Here is a 16,561-nt window from a genome sequence, read left to right on the forward strand (position 1 = left end):
ATGAACGATCACAACAACAGCATCAAACCGGAAACCGCCATGGCCACCACTACCATGACCATGATCCAGGCCCTGCGCTCGGCCATGGATGTCATGCTCGAGCGCGATGACAACGTGGTGATCTACGGCCAGGACGTCGGTTACTTCGGCGGCGTGTTCCGTTGCACCGAGGGCCTGCAGAACAAGTACGGCAAGTCGCGGGTGTTCGACGCACCGATTTCCGAAAGCGGTATCGTCGGCACCGCCGTGGGCATGGGCGCCTATGGTTTGCGGCCAGTGGTGGAAATCCAGTTCGCCGACTACTTCTATCCTGCCTCCGACCAGATCGTCTCGGAAATGGCACGCCTGCGCTATCGTTCCGCCGGTGAGTTCATCGCCCCGCTGACCCTGCGCATGCCCTGCGGCGGCGGCATCTACGGCGGCCAGACCCACAGCCAGAGCCCTGAGGCGATGTTCACCCAGGTGTGCGGCCTGCGTACCGTGATGCCGTCCAACCCCTACGACGCCAAAGGCTTGTTGATCGCTTCGATCGAATGCGACGACCCGGTGATCTTCCTCGAGCCCAAGCGCCTGTACAACGGCCCCTTCGATGGCCACCACGAACGCCCGGTAACGCCCTGGTCGAAACACCCGCAGAGCGCCGTGCCGGACGGTTACTACACCGTGCCGCTGGACAAGGCCGCCATCACCCGCCCGGGCAACGATGTCACCGTGCTGACCTACGGCACCACCGTCTACGTCGCCCAGGTAGCCGCCGAGGAAACCGGCGTGGACGCCGAGGTAATCGACCTGCGCAGCCTCTGGCCGCTGGACCTTGAGACCATCGTCGAGTCGGTGAAGAAGACCGGCCGTTGCGTGGTGGTGCACGAAGCCACCCGCACCTGCGGCTTCGGCGCCGAACTGGTTTCGCTGGTCCAGGAGCATTGCTTCCACCACCTCGAAGCCCCCATCGAGCGTGTGACCGGCTGGGACACTCCCTACCCTCATGCACAGGAATGGGCTTACTTCCCAGGCCCTTCTCGGGTAGGCGCGGCATTGAAACGGGTCATGGAGGTCTGAATGGGCACGCACGTCATCAAGATGCCGGACATCGGCGAAGGCATCGCACAGGTCGAGTTGGTCGAGTGGTTCGTCAAGGTCGGTGATGTCATCACCGAAGACCAGGTGGTGGCCGATGTCATGACCGACAAAGCCACCGTGGAAATTCCCTCACCAGTGAGCGGCAAGGTGCTGGCCCTTGGCGGTCAGCCTGGGGAAGTGATGGCGGTCGGCAGCGAGCTGATCCGCATCGAAGTGGAAGGCAGCGGCAACCATGTGGATGTACCGCAGCCCAAAGCGCTTGAAACACCGACAGTGGCGGCGCCGGCTGCCATTGAGCCGCAACCGCACGCAAAGCCGGTGGCCAGCCAGCCCACTGCCGCTTGTTCGGCGGCCCCCATCGTGCCGCGCCAGGCCAATGAGAAACCACTGGCCTCCCCCGCCGTACGCAAGCGGGCGCTGGATGCGGGCATCGAACTGCGTTACGTGCACGGCAGCGGCCCGGCTGGGCGTATCCTGCACGAAGACCTCGATGCGTTCATGAGCAAACCGCAGACCAGCGCCGGACAAGCGCCGATGGGCTACGCCAAGCGCACTGACAGTGAACAGGTGCAGGTGATCGGCCTGCGCCGCAAGATTGCCCAGCGCATGCAGGATGCCAAGCGCCGAGTGGCGCACTTCAGCTATGTCGAGGAAATCGACGTCACCGCGCTGGAAGCCCTGCGCCAGCAACTGAACCAGAAGCACGGTGAAAGCCGAGGCAAGCTCACCCTGTTGCCATTCCTGGTTCGTGCGCTGGTCGTAGCCCTGCGCGACTTCCCACAGATCAACGCCACCTACGATGACGACGCCCAGGTCATCACCCGTCACGGCGCGGTGCACGTCGGCATCGCCACCCAGGGCGACAACGGCCTGATGGTGCCGGTGCTGCGTCACGCCGAGGCCGGCAGCCTGTGGGGCAATGCCAGCGAAATCGCGCGCTTGGCCCTCGCTGCCCGCAACAACAAGGCCAGCCGCGAGGAGCTGTCCGGCTCGACCATCACCCTGACCAGCCTTGGCGCCTTGGGCGGCATCGTCAGCACGCCGGTGGTCAACACCCCGGAAGTCGCCATCGTCGGGGTCAACCGCATCGTCGAGCGGCCCGTGGTGATCGACGGCCAGATCGTGGTGCGCAAGATGATGAACCTGTCCAGCTCGTTCGACCACCGCGTGGTCGATGGCATGGATGCCGCTTTGTTCATCCAGGCCGTGCGCGGCCTGCTTGAGCAACCCGCCTGCCTGTTCGTGGAGTGAGCATGCAACAGACTATCGATACCACACTGCTGATCATTGGCGGCGGCCCTGGCGGTTACGTGGCCGCCATCCGTGCCGGGCAACTGGGCATCCCCACCGTGCTGGTGGAAGGCCAGGCCCTGGGCGGTACCTGTCTGAACGTCGGCTGCATACCCTCCAAGGCACTGATCCACGTGGCCGAGCAGTTCCATCAGATGACACGGCACACCGAACAGTCGCCGCTTGGCATCAGCGTAAGCTCGCCAACCCTGGACATCGGCCGCAGCGTGGCGTGGAAAGATGGCATCGTCGACCGTCTTACCACCGGCGTGGCGACCTTGCTGAAGAAGCATGGCGTGAAGGTGATCCATGGCTGGGCGAAGATCCTCGACGGCAAGCATGTCGAGGTCGACGGCCAGCGCATCCAGTGTGAACACCTGTTGCTGGCCACTGGCTCGAACAGCGTCGAGTTGCCGATGCTGCCACTGGGTGGTGCCGTCATCTCGTCCACCGAAGCCCTGGCGCCCACGACCCTGCCCCGGCATCTGGTGGTGGTCGGCGGCGGCTACATCGGCCTTGAGCTGGGCATCGCCTACCGCAAGCTGGGCGCCGAGGTCAGCGTGGTCGAGGCACGCGAGCGCATCCTGCCGACCTACGACAGCGAACTGACCGCACCCGTGGCCGAAACCTTGAAGAAACTGGGTGTCCGGCTGCACCTTGGCCACAGCGTCGAGGGCTATGCCGATGGCTGCCTGCTGGCCCGCGACAGCCAGGGCGCGCAGTTGAGCCTGGACGCCGACCGGGTGCTGGTGGCGGTCGGACGCCGTCCCCGTACCCAGGGCTACAACCTGGAATGCCTGGACCTGAAGATGAACGGCGCGGCCATTGCCGTCGACGACCGCTGCCAGACCAGCATGCGCAATGTCTGGGCCATCGGTGACGTGGCGGGCGAACCCATGCTTGCCCATCGCGCCATGGCGCAAGGTGAGATGGTGGCCGAAATCATCGCCGGCAGGGCACGGCGTTTCGAGCCTGCGGCCATTGCGGCGGTGTGTTTCACCGACCCGGAAGTGGTGGTGGTCGGCAAAACCCCCGAGCAGGCAACCGCGCAAGGCCTTGACTGTATCGTCGCGCAGTTCCCGTTCGCCGCCAATGGCCGGGCCATGAGCCTGGAGTCGAAAAGCGGATTCGTGCGGGTGGTGGCGCGTCGCGACAACCATCTGATCCTTGGCTGGCAAGCGGTTGGCGTGGCGGTCTCCGAGCTGTCCACCGCCTTTGCCCAGTCACTGGAAATGGGTGCGCGACTGGAGGATATCGCCGGCACCATCCACGCCCATCCGACCTTGGGCGAGGCGGTGCAGGAAGCAGCACTGCGCGCCTTGGGCCACGCACTGCATATCTGACACTGAAGCGGCTACGGCCGATGTTGGCCCGCTGCGCCCCAGGCGCCGCGGGTCTTTTTTCATCCCGTGCTTGCCGCCTGCGGCAAGGTCATTCCGCACAAGGGCAAGCATGTTCCGAGCAAATGCCCGCCGGAAATGGCCAAAGCGCTCTACGTTCGCGCTTTTCGCGCCTGGCACAGCTTTTGCGACCCCCCCTCCTGTCCTATACCTTTCCAAGGAGGAAACATGCTCATTACATCCAACGGCCTGGGCTGGCAGGCGAACATCCAACAGCAGCGAGTCAGCAATGAACAGGCACTGGCCGAAGTCGTGCAGACACGTCCCCCGGTAACCACCAGCAATACCTCGGCTCAACAGAACAGTCAGGGCAACACTGCACAGCAAAACGCCGAAGATGCCCGCGAAGAGGCCTTCGCCAAACTCAAGGTGCTGCTGCAAAACCCCGACATCGCGGCGCGCCAGCAGGCCAGCATCAACTCGCAGGACACCAGCAATGCCCTGCAGGAATTCCGTGAGTACATGGCCAAGACACCGGAAGAGAAGGTGCAGGAGAAGGTTCTGGCAGAACTGGGCCTGACGGTCGAGGAGTTCGAAGCCCTGCCGCCGGAGCAGAAGCAGAAGATCGGTGAGCAGATCGCCCAGCGGATCAAGGAAGATATCGAGATGAACACCCAGGCCAAGGTGCAACAACAGGCGCTGAGTGAAGCGCGGGCCCAGGTAGGCGCTGACGTGGCGACATCGCAGAGCGCACAGGACCGCGAGAAGGCCCTGGAAGCGATGGAGGTCTGATCCTCCTCGCCTTTATCCCGGTCAAGGAGAACCGCACATGAAAGGGCCGACGCCCAGGTCGTGCCCTCTCATGCCGATGGTTCACATCAGACGCGGAAGTACCCCACCGACGAGTCGAACGGCAGGCGCTTGAGCTCGATTTTGTTCAGGTCCAGCACGTCACGCAGAGCGGCAGTCTCGCCTGGGAAGTTGCGATAGGCGACTTCATCCAGCACCACGATCGCACCCTTTGGCATGTATGGCAGGAACGTCTCCAAGGCGACCTTGGTCGACGAGTACAGGTCGGTGTCGAGGATCAGCATCGCCACCACCAGGTCAGGACGGGTTTTCACGAAAGCCGGTACGGTCTCCAGGATGTCGCCCTTGACGATCTCGCAACGGGGGATACGGTTGACCGGACGGATCAGGTCGTTGGCCTCGATCATGTCCTGGATCAGGGTCTCGTCCGTATCGGAGAACATGCTCTCGTTGATGTCGGCTGGATCCTGCTCGGCGTCGATGCTGGCAAAGCCGCCGAAAGTATCGAAACCGATGATCGAACGGTTGATCGCGTAAGGTTCCAGGATCATCGAAAGCTGCATGTACAGCATCAGCGAGTTGCCTTTGTACACACCGCACTCGACGATGGCGCCAGGGATGTCCTGGACCATCTTGAACAGCTCGATGCGCGACAGCGCGGCGGTCACGGCGATACGGTTGGCAAACACGAACGGCGCATCCGCCACGTATTGGGCATCGACACGGCTCAGCACGCTAGCGCGCTTTTCGTTGTACTCGACCTCGGCAGCAGTCAGGCGACGCTTGGTCATGGGTTAACTCCCTGGAATTGCGAAAAGTCGCTGGCATTGAAAAAGTCTTTGAAGCCGGCCTCTGCATCCGAACAGCCATTGTCGACGTTCGGCGCGCCGCGCTTGTGCAGCAGGTCTTGCAGGTGGATCAGGCGAAAGTCCACGCTGAAGCGCACCTTGTCGGTGAAGTTGGCCACGGTGCCGTGCAAATGGGAACCGGAGAATATCAGCATCTCGCCGCTGTTGGCGGCCACGCGCAACTCGGCGCTGGTGTCGATGTCCTCCAACGGCACCGGGTGCACGCGGGTCTCTTCGGTGATGTTCTGAGAAGCCTTGTGCCGTTGCACATTGATCCAGTCGTTCAGGCTCCATTGGGCGGAGCTGTTCTGCACAGGACGGTCGAAGTAGGCCGGGTTGATCATCATGGTCTGGTCGGGCTCGATGCTGTACACCGGCATCCAGGTGTTGACCTGGCTTTCCACACTGCCGTACCAGGTATCGCGGTGCGGCTTGTAGGCGTAGCTCACGCCCGCGTGCAGATAGTCATAGTTGGGTACCACACGTACCCGAGGCACGTCGAAGATGTAGTCCTTCGGGTCGGCCCCGATCTCCCGAATGAAATCGCGGATCAGCGCCTTGGCCTCAGGGCCATTGGTGAACTGGCGCTTGAGTGCGGTGACACGCTCGACGAAGGTTTCCACCGGCATCATCTTGTGCAGCGACTGGTGATCGGTTTCGCCATCGAACGCAGCGGTGATGCTCTGCCGGGCCAGGGCGCACAACTGGTGCGCATTGCCAAGGCCGGTCTCCAGGAAAATGTCGCCCTTGAACAGCGAGCCCCGGTAGTCCGGCTTGTTTTTCACCTGGTTGACATAAAAATTCATACTTGCCCCTTCAGAACTCATTGTGACCAATGCCCACCGCAGGCTGCGTCGACCAGCAGCGGGGCATGAATTGAAGTGGACGCAAGGCGACGCACACTGCCGCTGAAGGCAGCAACTTCAACCATTGGCGATACGGATGCATTGCCCGTATCCAGTGACCAAGTGATCGGCATGCTGACAGGAAACTTTAAGCGTGGATGTACCGGCGATCCGGTTGCCACGCTTGGTGCAAAGGTAATTTGTTTGGGCTTTGAGTGGCGTCCCAGGCAGGAATTGAACCTGCAACCTTCCCCTTAGGAGGGGGATGCTCTATCCAATTGAGCTACTGAGACACAAGAGCCGGCAGCGAGCGCTACACGGCAGGACGGCAATCATGTTAACCAGCGCAATGCCGTTTGTCATGTCTCTGTCGGGCTTTTTGCACGTAGGCGATTTCCGATGTTGGCAAAACGCTTAGTCCAGCAGGCGCTCTTGTCTCAAAAGCGCCAGCAGCCCTTCGACGGCCATTTCCAGCGAAGTGGAGTTATCCAGCACATGCACACCCGGCTCCTGCCCGGTCTGCAACTGGGCATTGCGCGCCAAGCGCTGCTCGACCTCTTCCGACGTTTCACGCCCCCTGGCTAGCAAACGCTGGCGCAACACCTCTGGCCGCACGGCAATGCATACCGCCACCATGTCGGGGTAACGCTGCCGCGCCAAAGGCAGGTAGGCGCGCGAACCATTGACCAGCACATGCCGGCCCTCACTGAGCCATTGGTCCACTTGCGACGGAATACCGTAATCCAGACCATTGGCTCGCCAATGCATGGCGAACGCTCCAGCCTTGCGCATCTCCTCGAAGCGCTCGGACGTGACACCGTGCGCCGCCTCGCCCTTGGACTCAGCAGATCGCGTGATGACCCGACGGGCAATTTCCACCCCAGCGGCGGTCAATTGCGCACGCGATGCATCGATCAGGGAATCTTTTCCTGAACCTGATGGTCCTACCAAGTAGATCAGGCGGCCTGAGGGTGTATTGCGGGCGCTTGCGTCATGTTGCATAGCCACTATGCTCAATGTAGGAAACCCGCGCATTCTAGGTGTTTTCCCGACCCTTTGCTGCGATTTACCAGTTTTTGACGGCAAAGGTCTGACGGTGTGGCGTGCCGGTACATGCAAAACTTTTCAAACCAGTGCTCATTTCTGATAATTGGTACTGGCAAAAAGCCTTTATCCGGCTCACTATTTGTCACAGAATTGACGCCAAGGAAACGGCGACCTTGAGGCAAGATGAGCACCCAATTTTTCACGACGGTTGAACATTTTGTCGTCGCCACGGTCGTACTTCCACCCCGTGCGGCCAATTTGAGAACCGCTTCCCCTGAACCAAAAAATCCGGTCAATTTATATGCGCCCAATGAAACAGGCTATCTATTCGAGCCGCACCGCTGACAAGTTTGTCGTCCGCCTGCCAGACGGAATGCGTGAGCGCATTGCCGAGGTAGCGCGCAACCACCACCGCAGCATGAACTCTGAAATCATCGCTCGCCTGGAACAAAGCCTTATCCAGGAAGGTGCGCTGGGCGACGAGCTAAGCATGCGCCTGGACAGCCCTGAACTGTCCCTGCATGAGCGCGAGTTGCTGCAACGCTTCCGCCAGCTCTCCCACCGCCAGCAGAATGCGCTGGTCGCCCTCATCGCTCACGATGTGGAAATGGCTGCCGACGCCTCCTGAGGCTTCGAGCAAGCATTAAAAAGCCAGCGTAAGCTGGCTTTTTTTTGCGTCGCCATGGGCTGCCTAAATCAGCCCATCGGCAACCCCTTCCTACATCAGGAACAGCGTTGCCAATCCCAGGAAAATGAAGAAGCCACCACTGTCGGTTACCGCAGTGATCATCACGCTAGAGCCCATGGCAGGGTCGCGCCCCAGACGGGTCAGGGTCATCGGGATCAACACCCCCATCAGCGCTGCCAGTAACAGGTTCAGGGTCATTGCCGCGGTCATCACCAACCCCAGCGACCAACTGCCATATAGCCAGAAGGCAACCGCCCCGATCACGCCGCCCCAGATCAGGCCATTGAGCAGAGAGACCGCCAATTCCTTGCGCATCAAGCGCGCGGTGTTGCCCGGAGACACCTGATCGAGCGCCATGGCCCGCACGATCATGGTGATGGTCTGGTTACCGGAGTTACCGCCAATGCCTGCCACGATCGGCATCAGCGCCGCCAGCGCAACCAGCTTTTCAATCGAGCCTTCGAACAGACCGATCACGCGGGACGCCAGAAACGCCGTGATCAGGTTGATCGCCAACCAAGCCCAGCGGTTGCGCAGCGAGCGCCAGACCGAGGCGAAGATATCTTCCTCTTCGCGCAGACCGGCCATGTTCAGCACTTCGCTTTCGCTCTCCTCACGGATCAGGTCGACCATCTCGTCAATGGTCAGACGACCGATCAAACGGTCGCTCTTGTCCACCACCGGAGCGGAAACCAAATCGTAACGTTCGAAAGCCTGGGCCGCGTCGTAGGCGTCTTCCTCAGGGTTGAAGGACACGGGGTCAGTCGCCATGACCTCCGCCACCTTCTTCTCCGGGTCGTTGACCAAAAGACGCTTGATGGGCAATACGCCTTTGAGCTTGCCGTCATAGTCGACCACGAACAGCTTGTCCGTGTGGTTCGGCAGCTCCTTGAGCCGGCGCAGGTAACGCAGCACCACTTCCAGGCTGACGTCTTCGCGGATGGTGACCATCTCGAAGTCCATCAGCGCGCCGACCTGCTCTTCGTCGTAGCTCAGTGCCGAGCGTACGCGCTCACGCTGCTGGGCATCGAGGCTTTCCATGAGCTCGTGAATGACGTCTCGCGGCAACTCTGGGGCCAGGTCGGCCAGCTCGTCGGCATCCATCTCCTTGGCGGCAGCCAACAGCTCGTGATCGTCCATATCGGCGATCAGGGTTTGCCGCACGGCGTCGGAGACTTCAAGAAGAATGTCGCCATCGCGATCCGAGCGCACCAGCTGCCAAACCGTCAGACGGTCTTCCAGTGGCAATGCTTCGAGGATGTATGCAATGTCGGCAGGGTGCAGGTCGTCGAGCTTGCGTTGCAGCTCAACCAGGTTCTGACGGTGGACGAGGTTTTCCACCAGGTCATGGTGGTGACCTTCCTGGCGGTGCGTCAGGTCTTCGACCACTCGTTGGCGCTGCAGCAGCTCGACCACCTGGGCCAGGCGATCCTGCAGGCTCTCTTGGCCTTTTTTTACTTCTACTTCAGTCATAGGCGAACTCCACTCCCAGCAGCGGAGCACGCCGGGAGAATCAATCGGTCAGATCTTTCTGTATGAATCTTCTTAAGGAGTAACTACTGGGTAAGTCCATGGTGGTATTCCACAAGCCCCGGCGGGGCTGACGGGCGCAATCATACACTGCCTAAGCTGTCAGATCGCTTAAATTTTTGGCCAGAACAATCGTTTGCGCGATAAAGCTAGGACAACGCTCGAAGCTATCAGTGCGACGGCTGCTCTGACGTTAAAAGCACATTTATCATGCGCCTGTAGGCTTTCAGTTCGTGAAGGGACTGGGCTGCTGCGCACCCCATCGCCGGCAAGCCGACCCTTACCCGAAAGCTTAGTTGCACATTGCTGACAATTCAGCGACAACGAAAAACAAAAAGCCCGCTCGATTTGAGCGGGCTTCTTGATGTATGGCGGACTCAGGAGGATTCGAACCTCCGACCGCTCGGTTCGTAGCCGAGTACTCTATCCAGCTGAGCTATGAGTCCGTGATGGTAGTTTTAGACCAGATTACCACTGGTTGACTGAAGCCGCTTTGGTAAACAAAGCCACTTCAAAAGTGGCGGACTCAGGAGGATTCGAACCTCCGACCGCTCGGTTCGTAGCCGAGTACTCTATCCAGCTGAGCTATGAGTCCGTAGATGGTAGTTTTAGACCAGATTACCACTGGTTGACTGAAGCCGCCTTGGCAAGCAAAGCCACTTCAAAAGTGGCGGACTCAGGAGGATTCGAACCTCCGACCGCTCGGTTCGTAGCCGAGTACTCTATCCAGCTGAGCTATGAGTCCGTAGATGGTAGTTTTAGACCAGGTTACCACTGGTTGATTGAAGTCACCCTGACACACAAAGCCACTTCAAAAATGGCGGACTCAGGAGGATTCGAACCTCCGACCGCTCGGTTCGTAGCCGAGTACTCTATCCAGCTGAGCTATGAGTCCGTGTCTTGCTGCGCATGCTAGGTCGCTGAACGATCTGGCTGAAGCCTGATCAGCTACAGCGCCCTAAGCGAATAATGGCGGTGAAGGGGGGATTCGAACCCCCGATACCCTTATGAGGTATACTCCCTTAGCAGGGGAGCGCCTTCGGCCACTCGGCCACCTCACCGCAACACGAGGCGAATATTAAACAGGCTCTTCCTCGTTTGCAACCCTTTTTTTTGAAAAAACTTCAAAAAAATTAAAGGCTTGGCTCCTCGTCCTTCTCTTTCTTGATCCGCAGGTAGATTTCTTCGCGGTGAACGGCCACTTCTTTAGGGGCGCTGACGCCGATACGCACCTGGTTTCCTTTGACGCCGAGCACCGTCACGGTGATCTCGCCGTCTCCAATAATCAGGCTCTCGGCGCACCGACGAGTCAGAATCAACATAGCTTTCTCCTTACGCAAAACATTCAGGGATAACAGTCATTGGTATCAAGGCCGGTTCGAGGACATGCGACACGGCCTTTGGTTGAGCGCTGCGCAGGCAGAACAGGGGCTGCTCAACGCTCAGAAACGCGAAGGGCGCGGCAAGCCGCGCCCCTCCAGGCAGCGCCTTACTCGCCCTGTCGGGCAGGAGCGTCGAGCTCGAACGCGGTGTGCAGCGCGCGAACGGCCAGCTCCAGGTACTTCTCTTCGATCACCACCGAAACCTTGATTTCGGAAGTGGAGATCATCTGGATGTTGATGCTCTCTTTTGCCAGGGCTTCGAACATGCGGCTGGCGACGCCTGCGTGCGAGCGCATGCCAACGCCGACGATCGAGACCTTGGCGATCTTGGTGTCGCCGATCACTTCACGGGCACCGATTTCGCGAGCGGTGTTTTCCAGCACGCTATGGGCCTTCTCGTACTCATTGCGGTGTACGGTGAAGGTGAAGTCGGTGGTGTTATCGTGCGAGACGTTCTGCACGATCATGTCGACTTCGATGTTCGAAGCGCTGATCGGGCCGAGGATCTTGAAGGCAACGCCCGGGGTATCCGGCACGCCGCGGATGGTCAGCTTGGCCTCATCACGGTTGAAGGCGATACCGGAAATGATCGGCTGTTCCATGGATTCCTCTTCATCAATGGTAATGAGGGTACCTGGACCCTCCTTGAAGCTGTGCAGCACGCGCAGCGGAACGTTGTACTTGCCGGCGAACTCCACCGAACGAATCTGCAGCACCTTGGAACCGAGGCTGGCCATTTCCAGCATCTCTTCGAAGGTGATCTTCTCCAGGCGCTGGGCCTGCGGCACGACGCGCGGGTCGGTGGTGTAGACACCATCGACATCGGTGTAGATCTGGCACTCGTCAGCCTTCAGGGCAGCCGCCAGGGCTACGCCGGTGGTGTCGGAGCCACCACGGCCGAGGGTGGTGATGTTGCCGTGCTCGTCGACGCCCTGGAAGCCCGCGACCACCACTACACGCCCTTCCTTGAGGTCGGCGCGAATCTTCTGGTCGTCGATCTGCAGGATGCGCGCCTTGTTGTGCGCACTGTCGGTGAGGATACGCACCTGGTTGCCGGTGTAGGACACCGCTGGCACACCACGCTTGATCAAGGCCATGGTCAGCAAGGCAATGGTGACCTGCTCGCCGGTCGACACGATCACGTCCAGCTCACGCGGAACCGGCTGATCGGTGATCTGCTTGGCCAGGTCGATCAGGCGATTGGTTTCACCACTCATGGCCGAGAGCACAACCACCAGGTCATCGCCCGCCTCACGGTGTTTCTTGACCTTTTCGGCTACCTGCTCGATCCGCTCGATGGAACCGACAGAGGTGCCGCCAAATTTCTGTACGATCAACGCCATTTCAATGGTGCCTCAGCCCATACAGGGCCCCAAAAAAACCATCCAACATGCAGGGGCGGCCGACTAGACCAGCCGCCCCCGCATCTCAAAGTCCCTGCTCTGCGAATGGCACGGCCAGCGCCAGGGCCTGGTCCAGTGCCGCGACGTCGACGCCGCCACCCTGCGCCATGTCCGGACGGCCACCGCCCTTGCCACCCACTGCCGCAGCGGCTTGTTTCATCAGGTCGCCAGCCTTGAGTTGGCTGGAGAGGTCCTTGGTCACGCCGGCCACCAGCACGACCTTGCCCTCATGCTCGCTGCCCAGCAGGATCACTGCGTGGCCGAGCTTGTTCTTCAACTGATCGACCAGGGTCAGCAAGGCCTTGCCATCCTGCCCGTCCAGGCGGGCGGCGAGCACCTTGGCGCCCTTGACCTCAACAGCCGCGTTGGAGAGATCGTCCCCGGCGGCGCTGGCGGCCTTGGCCTGCAGCTGCTCCAGCTGCTTTTCCAGCTGACGGTTGCGCTCGAGCACAGCCGACAGCTTGTCGATCAGGTTGTCGCGGTTACCTTTGACCAGTTGCGCGGCTTCCTTTACCTGCTCTTCGGCAGCGTTCAGGTAAGCCAGCGCTGCTTCGCCGGTGACCGCTTCGATGCGGCGCACGCCCGAGGCCACGCCGCTTTCGCTGATGATCTTGAACAGACTGATATCGCCGGTGCGCTTGGCGTGGATACCGCCGCACAGCTCGACCGAGAAATCGCCACCCATGCTCAGCACGCGCACGGTATCGCCGTACTTCTCGCCGAACAGGGCCATGGCGCCCTTGCGCTTGGCGGTTTCGATATCGGTCAGCTCGGTTTCCACCGCGGTGTTCTTGCGCACTTCGCGGTTGACGATGTCTTCCAGGGCCTTGATCTGCTCCGGCTTCACCGCTTCGAAGTGGCTGAAGTCAAAACGCAGGCGCTGGCTGTCGACCAGCGAGCCTTTCTGCTGCACATGATCGCCCAGCACCTGGCGCAGCGCTTCGTGCAGCAGGTGGGTAGCCGAGTGGTTCAGCGAGGTTGCGTGCTGCACATCGGCATCGACCTTGGCCGCCACTGCAGCGCCGACGCTCAGATTACCGCTGGCAACCACGCCATGGTGCAGGAACGCACCACCGGTCTTAGTAGTATCACGCACGTCGAAGCGCACGCCACCGGCCTGCAGGTAGCCGGTGTCACCGACCTGGCCACCGGATTCGGCGTAGAACGGGGTACGGTCCAGAATCACCACGCCCTGCTCACCTTCGGCCAACTGCTCGACGGCCTGGCCGTCCTTGTACAGTGCGATGACCTTGCCCTGCCCTTCGGTGGCCTCGTAGCCAAGGAACTCGGTGGCGGTGTCGACCTTGACCAGGCTGTTGTAGTCCATGCCGAAGGCGCTGGCGGAGCGGGCACGCTCACGCTGGGCCTCCATTTCGCGCTCGAAGCCAGCTTCGTCGATGGTCAGCTCGCGCTCACGTGCGATGTCGCCGGTCAGGTCCATGGGGAAGCCATAGGTGTCGTACAGCTTGAACACCACGTCGCCCGGAACCACGTTACCCTTGAGTTGGGCCAGATCCTGCTCGAGGATGCGCAACCCTTGCTCCAGGGTCTTGGCGAACTGTTCTTCTTCAGCCTTGAGCACGCGCTCGATGTGCGCCTGCTGGTTCTTGAGCTCGGGGAACGCCTCGCCCATCTCGGCCACCAGTGCGGCGACGATCTGATAGAAGAAGCTGCCCTTGGCGCCCAGCTTGTTACCGTGGCGGCAGGCGCGACGAATGATGCGGCGTAGCACGTAGCCACGGCCTTCGTTGGATGGCAGCACGCCGTCGGCAATCAGGAAGCCGCAGGAACGGATGTGGTCGGCGACCACCTTAAGCGACGCCTGCGCATCGTTGCTGCAACCGATGGCCTTGGCCGCGGCCGCCAGCAGGTTCTGGAACAGGTCGATCTCGTAGTTCGAGTGCACGTGCTGCATGACCGCACTGATACGCTCCAGGCCCATGCCGGTGTCGACCGACGGTGCTGGCAGCGGGTGCAGTACGCCATCGGCGGTGCGGTTGAACTGCATGAAGACGTTGTTCCAGATCTCGATGTAACGGTCGCCGTCTTCCTCCGGGGAACCGGGTGGGCCACCCCAGATGTCCGGGCCGTGGTCGTAGAAGATTTCGGTGCACGGACCGCACGGGCCAGTGTCGCCCATGGTCCAGAAGTTGTCGGAAGCGTAGGGGGCGCCTTTGTTGTCACCGATGCGAACCATGCGCTCGGCCGGCACGCCGACTTCCTTGGTCCAGATGTCGTAGGCTTCGTCGTCGCTGGCGTAGACAGTGACCCAGAGCTTTTCCTTCGGCAGGTTCAGCCACTTGTCGGAGGTCAGGAAGGTCCAGGCGAAGGTGATGGCATCGCGCTTGAAGTAGTCGCCGAAGCTGAAGTTGCCCAGCATCTCGAAGAAGGTGTGGTGACGCGCGGTGTAACCGACGTTTTCCAGGTCGTTGTGCTTGCCGCCGGCGCGCACGCACTTCTGGCTGCTGACCGCACGGGTGTAGGCGCGCTTTTCCTGGCCGAGGAAGCAGTCCTTGAACTGGTTCATACCGGCGTTGGTAAACAGCAGGGTCGGGTCATTGCCCGGAATCAGGGAGCTGGAGGCAACTCGGGTGTGTCCCTGCTCTTCGAAGAAGCGAAGGAAGGCTTCACGGATTTCTGCGCTTTTCATAGGTTCTTCCACGGAAACGGCGGCCCTTGGGGCAAACGCGTCGACGAAACGACGGCAAAGGGCCGCATTATATCGGTCCTGCAGTCTCGATGCAGTGTGTTTATACGATAGAAACCGTCGTTTGGACGGTTTTTCGGGCTAATGCATTGGAAACGACATGGCCGGATGCTAAATCCTGCGTTTCGCTACTGGCAAGCCAATTACCGCTTACAGGGAGGGAAAATGGAACAGGCGGTGAATTAAAAGTGTTTCATGACCCGTGGGATCGGCTAGCCGTGCCGCCTGCCCCACGGGCAAACCTGCTCGCACAGGGAATGAGAGCAGGTGGCGCCGGCCTCAAACCAGATGCTGGCCCGAGTCCGGCACGATCAGGATTCCCGCCCGCAGGCCATTCTTGACCTTCGGATTAGGGAAGATGATCCGCGCCCCCTCCTCCTCGACCACCCAGCGCGTCTCGGCCAGGTCTTCGGCCAGCAGGTAGCCCTTGCTTAGCTCGGAGAAGTTCTCGATGTCCGCCGGCAGGTGCAGGTGGAAGCTATCACTGTGCTTGATGATCTCGCGGGACACGCTGAACAGTTTCAAGCCATCGAGGGCGTCCTGGGTCTCGGGCTCGGTGCCTTCGATGATCTGGACCAGGCGAGCTTCCAGGCGACTCAGATTGACCTGCTCGTTCTGGCCAAACGGACGGGCCTTGCCCAGTTCCAGCGTGAAGGCTTCCGCCTCCAGCTGCTCGTAGGTAAAGGCACTGAAGGTGATCGACGACTTGCTTTGCAGCAGCACCGCCTCCATGCCTGCGGCCGCCAGCCGGGCCAGCTCACGGCGTGAATGCTTGCGCCCCTCCTTGAACGGATAAAGCGCGAACTGCTCGATCTTCGAACCGCGGATCGCAGTATGCAGGTCGTAGTGCAGGCGGGCACGCCCCGGCAGGCTGAAGAACACCCGGGCAAACTGCTCGAGCTCTGCCGCACGCAGCGCTTCATCGCCGCTGGAAAGCTCGTGACGGCCGTTGAACAGGCGATTGATATCCTGCTCGACGAAGCGCTCGCCCCGGCGGATCGCTTCCGGGTTGCCGAACAGGAAGAGAATACGCACCTGCGGCTTGATCTTGCCACTGGCGATGCCGTGCAGCAGTTTTTCCAGCAACTCGATCGGCGCGGTCTCGTTGCCATGAATCCCGGCCGACAGCAGCAAGTCAAGTTGCTTGTCCTGCGCCTCGGGCGGACGCACCTCGAGCGCGCCCTCCCCCAGCCAACGCAAACGCACGCCCCCGACCGTTACTTGCGTCTTCTCGGCCGGTTCGTGATCGGCCAGGGTCAGGTCAAGCAATTTACCGAGGGCGAGCATAGGCGCTTCCTTAGTGGTGGTGGCCGCAATCCGGACCGTGCACGTGGTCGTCGTCACCGATTTCGGCCGGCTCCATTTCAAGCTGCAGGCTGACCAGGTTGGTGGCCATCGGGCGCAGCAAGAGGTTGGCGTACTCGGTGTCGTCTTCCTCGACGTCCACACCGATCAGCAACTGGCCGCGGCCGTCCTGCTGGATCCACACTTCCTTGCCTTGCCAGACCACGGCAAAACGGGTGCAGGAGGTTTCCAGCTGGGTGCCGTCGTCGTCTTCCAGGATCAGGCGCAGGGCGTCGGTCATTGCAAA

General features: G+C 60.8%; 14 protein-coding genes and 6 tRNA genes. 5 read left to right on the top strand and 15 right to left on the bottom strand.

The genetic code is table 11. The features are described from left to right. From IF103_RS16960 to IF103_RS16975, 4 genes are all read left to right on the top strand, one after another. Window positions 1-1,059 (top strand): alpha-ketoacid dehydrogenase subunit beta, encoded by a 1,059-nt coding sequence (locus tag IF103_RS16960; protein WP_023381579.1) that lies wholly within the window; start codon window positions 1-3, stop codon window positions 1,057-1,059. Then, window positions 1,060-2,331, top strand: a complete 1,272-nt coding sequence (locus tag IF103_RS16965) for a dihydrolipoamide acetyltransferase family protein (RefSeq protein WP_027908226.1) — start codon at window positions 1,060-1,062, stop codon at window positions 2,329-2,331. A 2-nt stretch (window positions 2,332-2,333) separates the two neighbouring features. Then, on the top strand, window positions 2,334-3,713 hold the full coding sequence (gene lpdA / locus IF103_RS16970; protein WP_104883413.1) for a dihydrolipoyl dehydrogenase: 1,380 nt from the start codon (window positions 2,334-2,336) through the stop codon (window positions 3,711-3,713). A 225-nt stretch (window positions 3,714-3,938) separates the two neighbouring features. Beyond that, the gene (locus tag IF103_RS16975; RefSeq protein WP_023381582.1) at window positions 3,939-4,502 is read left to right on the top strand and encodes a hypothetical protein; all 564 of its coding nucleotides are present in this window, start codon (window positions 3,939-3,941) and stop codon (window positions 4,500-4,502) included. 86 nt (window positions 4,503-4,588) lie between these two features. On the opposite strand, the gene IF103_RS16980 is transcribed toward IF103_RS16975, so the two are convergent. From IF103_RS16980 to phnN, 4 genes are all read right to left on the bottom strand, one after another. Further along, a complete protein-coding gene (locus tag IF103_RS16980; protein ID WP_012315576.1) occupies window positions 4,589-5,311 on the bottom strand; it encodes a TylF/MycF/NovP-related O-methyltransferase in 723 nt (240 codons plus the stop codon). Continuing rightward, window positions 5,308-6,174, bottom strand: a complete 867-nt coding sequence (locus tag IF103_RS16985) for a hypothetical protein (protein WP_023381583.1) — start codon at window positions 6,172-6,174, stop codon at window positions 5,308-5,310. The genes IF103_RS16980 and IF103_RS16985 overlap by 4 nt, the downstream gene beginning before the upstream one ends. Before the next feature lie 255 nt (window positions 6,175-6,429). After that, window positions 6,430-6,506: transfer RNA gene (locus IF103_RS16990), tRNA-Arg, on the bottom strand. 121 nt (window positions 6,507-6,627) lie between these two features. Further along, on the bottom strand, window positions 6,628-7,215 hold the full coding sequence (gene phnN / locus IF103_RS16995) for a phosphonate metabolism protein/1,5-bisphosphokinase (PRPP-forming) PhnN (protein WP_023381584.1): 588 nt from the start codon (window positions 7,213-7,215) through the stop codon (window positions 6,628-6,630). Between the two features lie 346 nt (window positions 7,216-7,561). On the opposite strand from phnN, the gene IF103_RS17000 reads away from it, so the two are divergent. Continuing rightward, on the top strand, window positions 7,562-7,888 hold the full coding sequence (locus IF103_RS17000; RefSeq protein ID WP_003254499.1) for an Arc family DNA-binding protein: 327 nt from the start codon (window positions 7,562-7,564) through the stop codon (window positions 7,886-7,888). A 90-nt stretch (window positions 7,889-7,978) separates the two neighbouring features. On the opposite strand, the gene mgtE is transcribed toward IF103_RS17000, so the two are convergent. The 11 genes from mgtE to IF103_RS17055 form a co-directional block, all read right to left on the bottom strand. Next, window positions 7,979-9,421, bottom strand: coding sequence for a magnesium transporter (mgtE, locus tag IF103_RS17005; RefSeq protein WP_023381585.1), 1,443 nt, complete (start codon window positions 9,419-9,421; stop codon window positions 7,979-7,981). Between the two features lie 426 nt (window positions 9,422-9,847). Further along, window positions 9,848-9,924: transfer RNA gene (locus IF103_RS17010), tRNA-Arg, on the bottom strand. Between the two features lie 72 nt (window positions 9,925-9,996). Further along, window positions 9,997-10,073 (bottom strand) — tRNA-Arg (locus IF103_RS17015). A gap of 73 nt (window positions 10,074-10,146) precedes the next feature. Next, window positions 10,147-10,223, bottom strand: a tRNA-Arg gene (locus IF103_RS17020). A gap of 73 nt (window positions 10,224-10,296) precedes the next feature. After that, window positions 10,297-10,373 (bottom strand) — tRNA-Arg (locus IF103_RS17025). A gap of 75 nt (window positions 10,374-10,448) precedes the next feature. Next, window positions 10,449-10,539 (bottom strand) — tRNA-Ser (locus IF103_RS17030). Between the two features lie 72 nt (window positions 10,540-10,611). Then, on the bottom strand, window positions 10,612-10,800 hold the full coding sequence (csrA, locus tag IF103_RS17035) for a carbon storage regulator CsrA (protein ID WP_003254503.1): 189 nt from the start codon (window positions 10,798-10,800) through the stop codon (window positions 10,612-10,614). A 167-nt stretch (window positions 10,801-10,967) separates the two neighbouring features. Next, entirely contained in the window at window positions 10,968-12,203 is a 1,236-nt protein-coding gene (locus IF103_RS17040; RefSeq protein ID WP_023381586.1) for an aspartate kinase, read from the bottom strand. An 85-nt stretch (window positions 12,204-12,288) separates the two neighbouring features. Continuing rightward, window positions 12,289-14,913, bottom strand: coding sequence for an alanine--tRNA ligase (gene alaS / locus IF103_RS17045; protein WP_202675503.1), 2,625 nt, complete (start codon window positions 14,911-14,913; stop codon window positions 12,289-12,291). Between the two features lie 336 nt (window positions 14,914-15,249). Continuing rightward, window positions 15,250-16,257, bottom strand: a complete 1,008-nt coding sequence (gene astE / locus IF103_RS17050) for a succinylglutamate desuccinylase (protein WP_023381588.1) — start codon at window positions 16,255-16,257, stop codon at window positions 15,250-15,252. Window positions 16,258-16,267: 10 nt separating this feature from the next. Then, complete coding sequence (locus tag IF103_RS17055; protein ID WP_023381589.1) at window positions 16,268-16,555, bottom strand: hypothetical protein; 288 nt, start codon at window positions 16,553-16,555, stop codon at window positions 16,268-16,270. Between the last annotated feature and the right edge of the window lie 6 nt (window positions 16,556-16,561).

The sequence above is a fragment of the Pseudomonas sp. SK2 genome (assembly GCF_016772395.1).
GTDB classification, from domain to species: Bacteria; Pseudomonadota; Gammaproteobacteria; order Pseudomonadales; family Pseudomonadaceae; genus Aquipseudomonas; species Aquipseudomonas taiwanensis.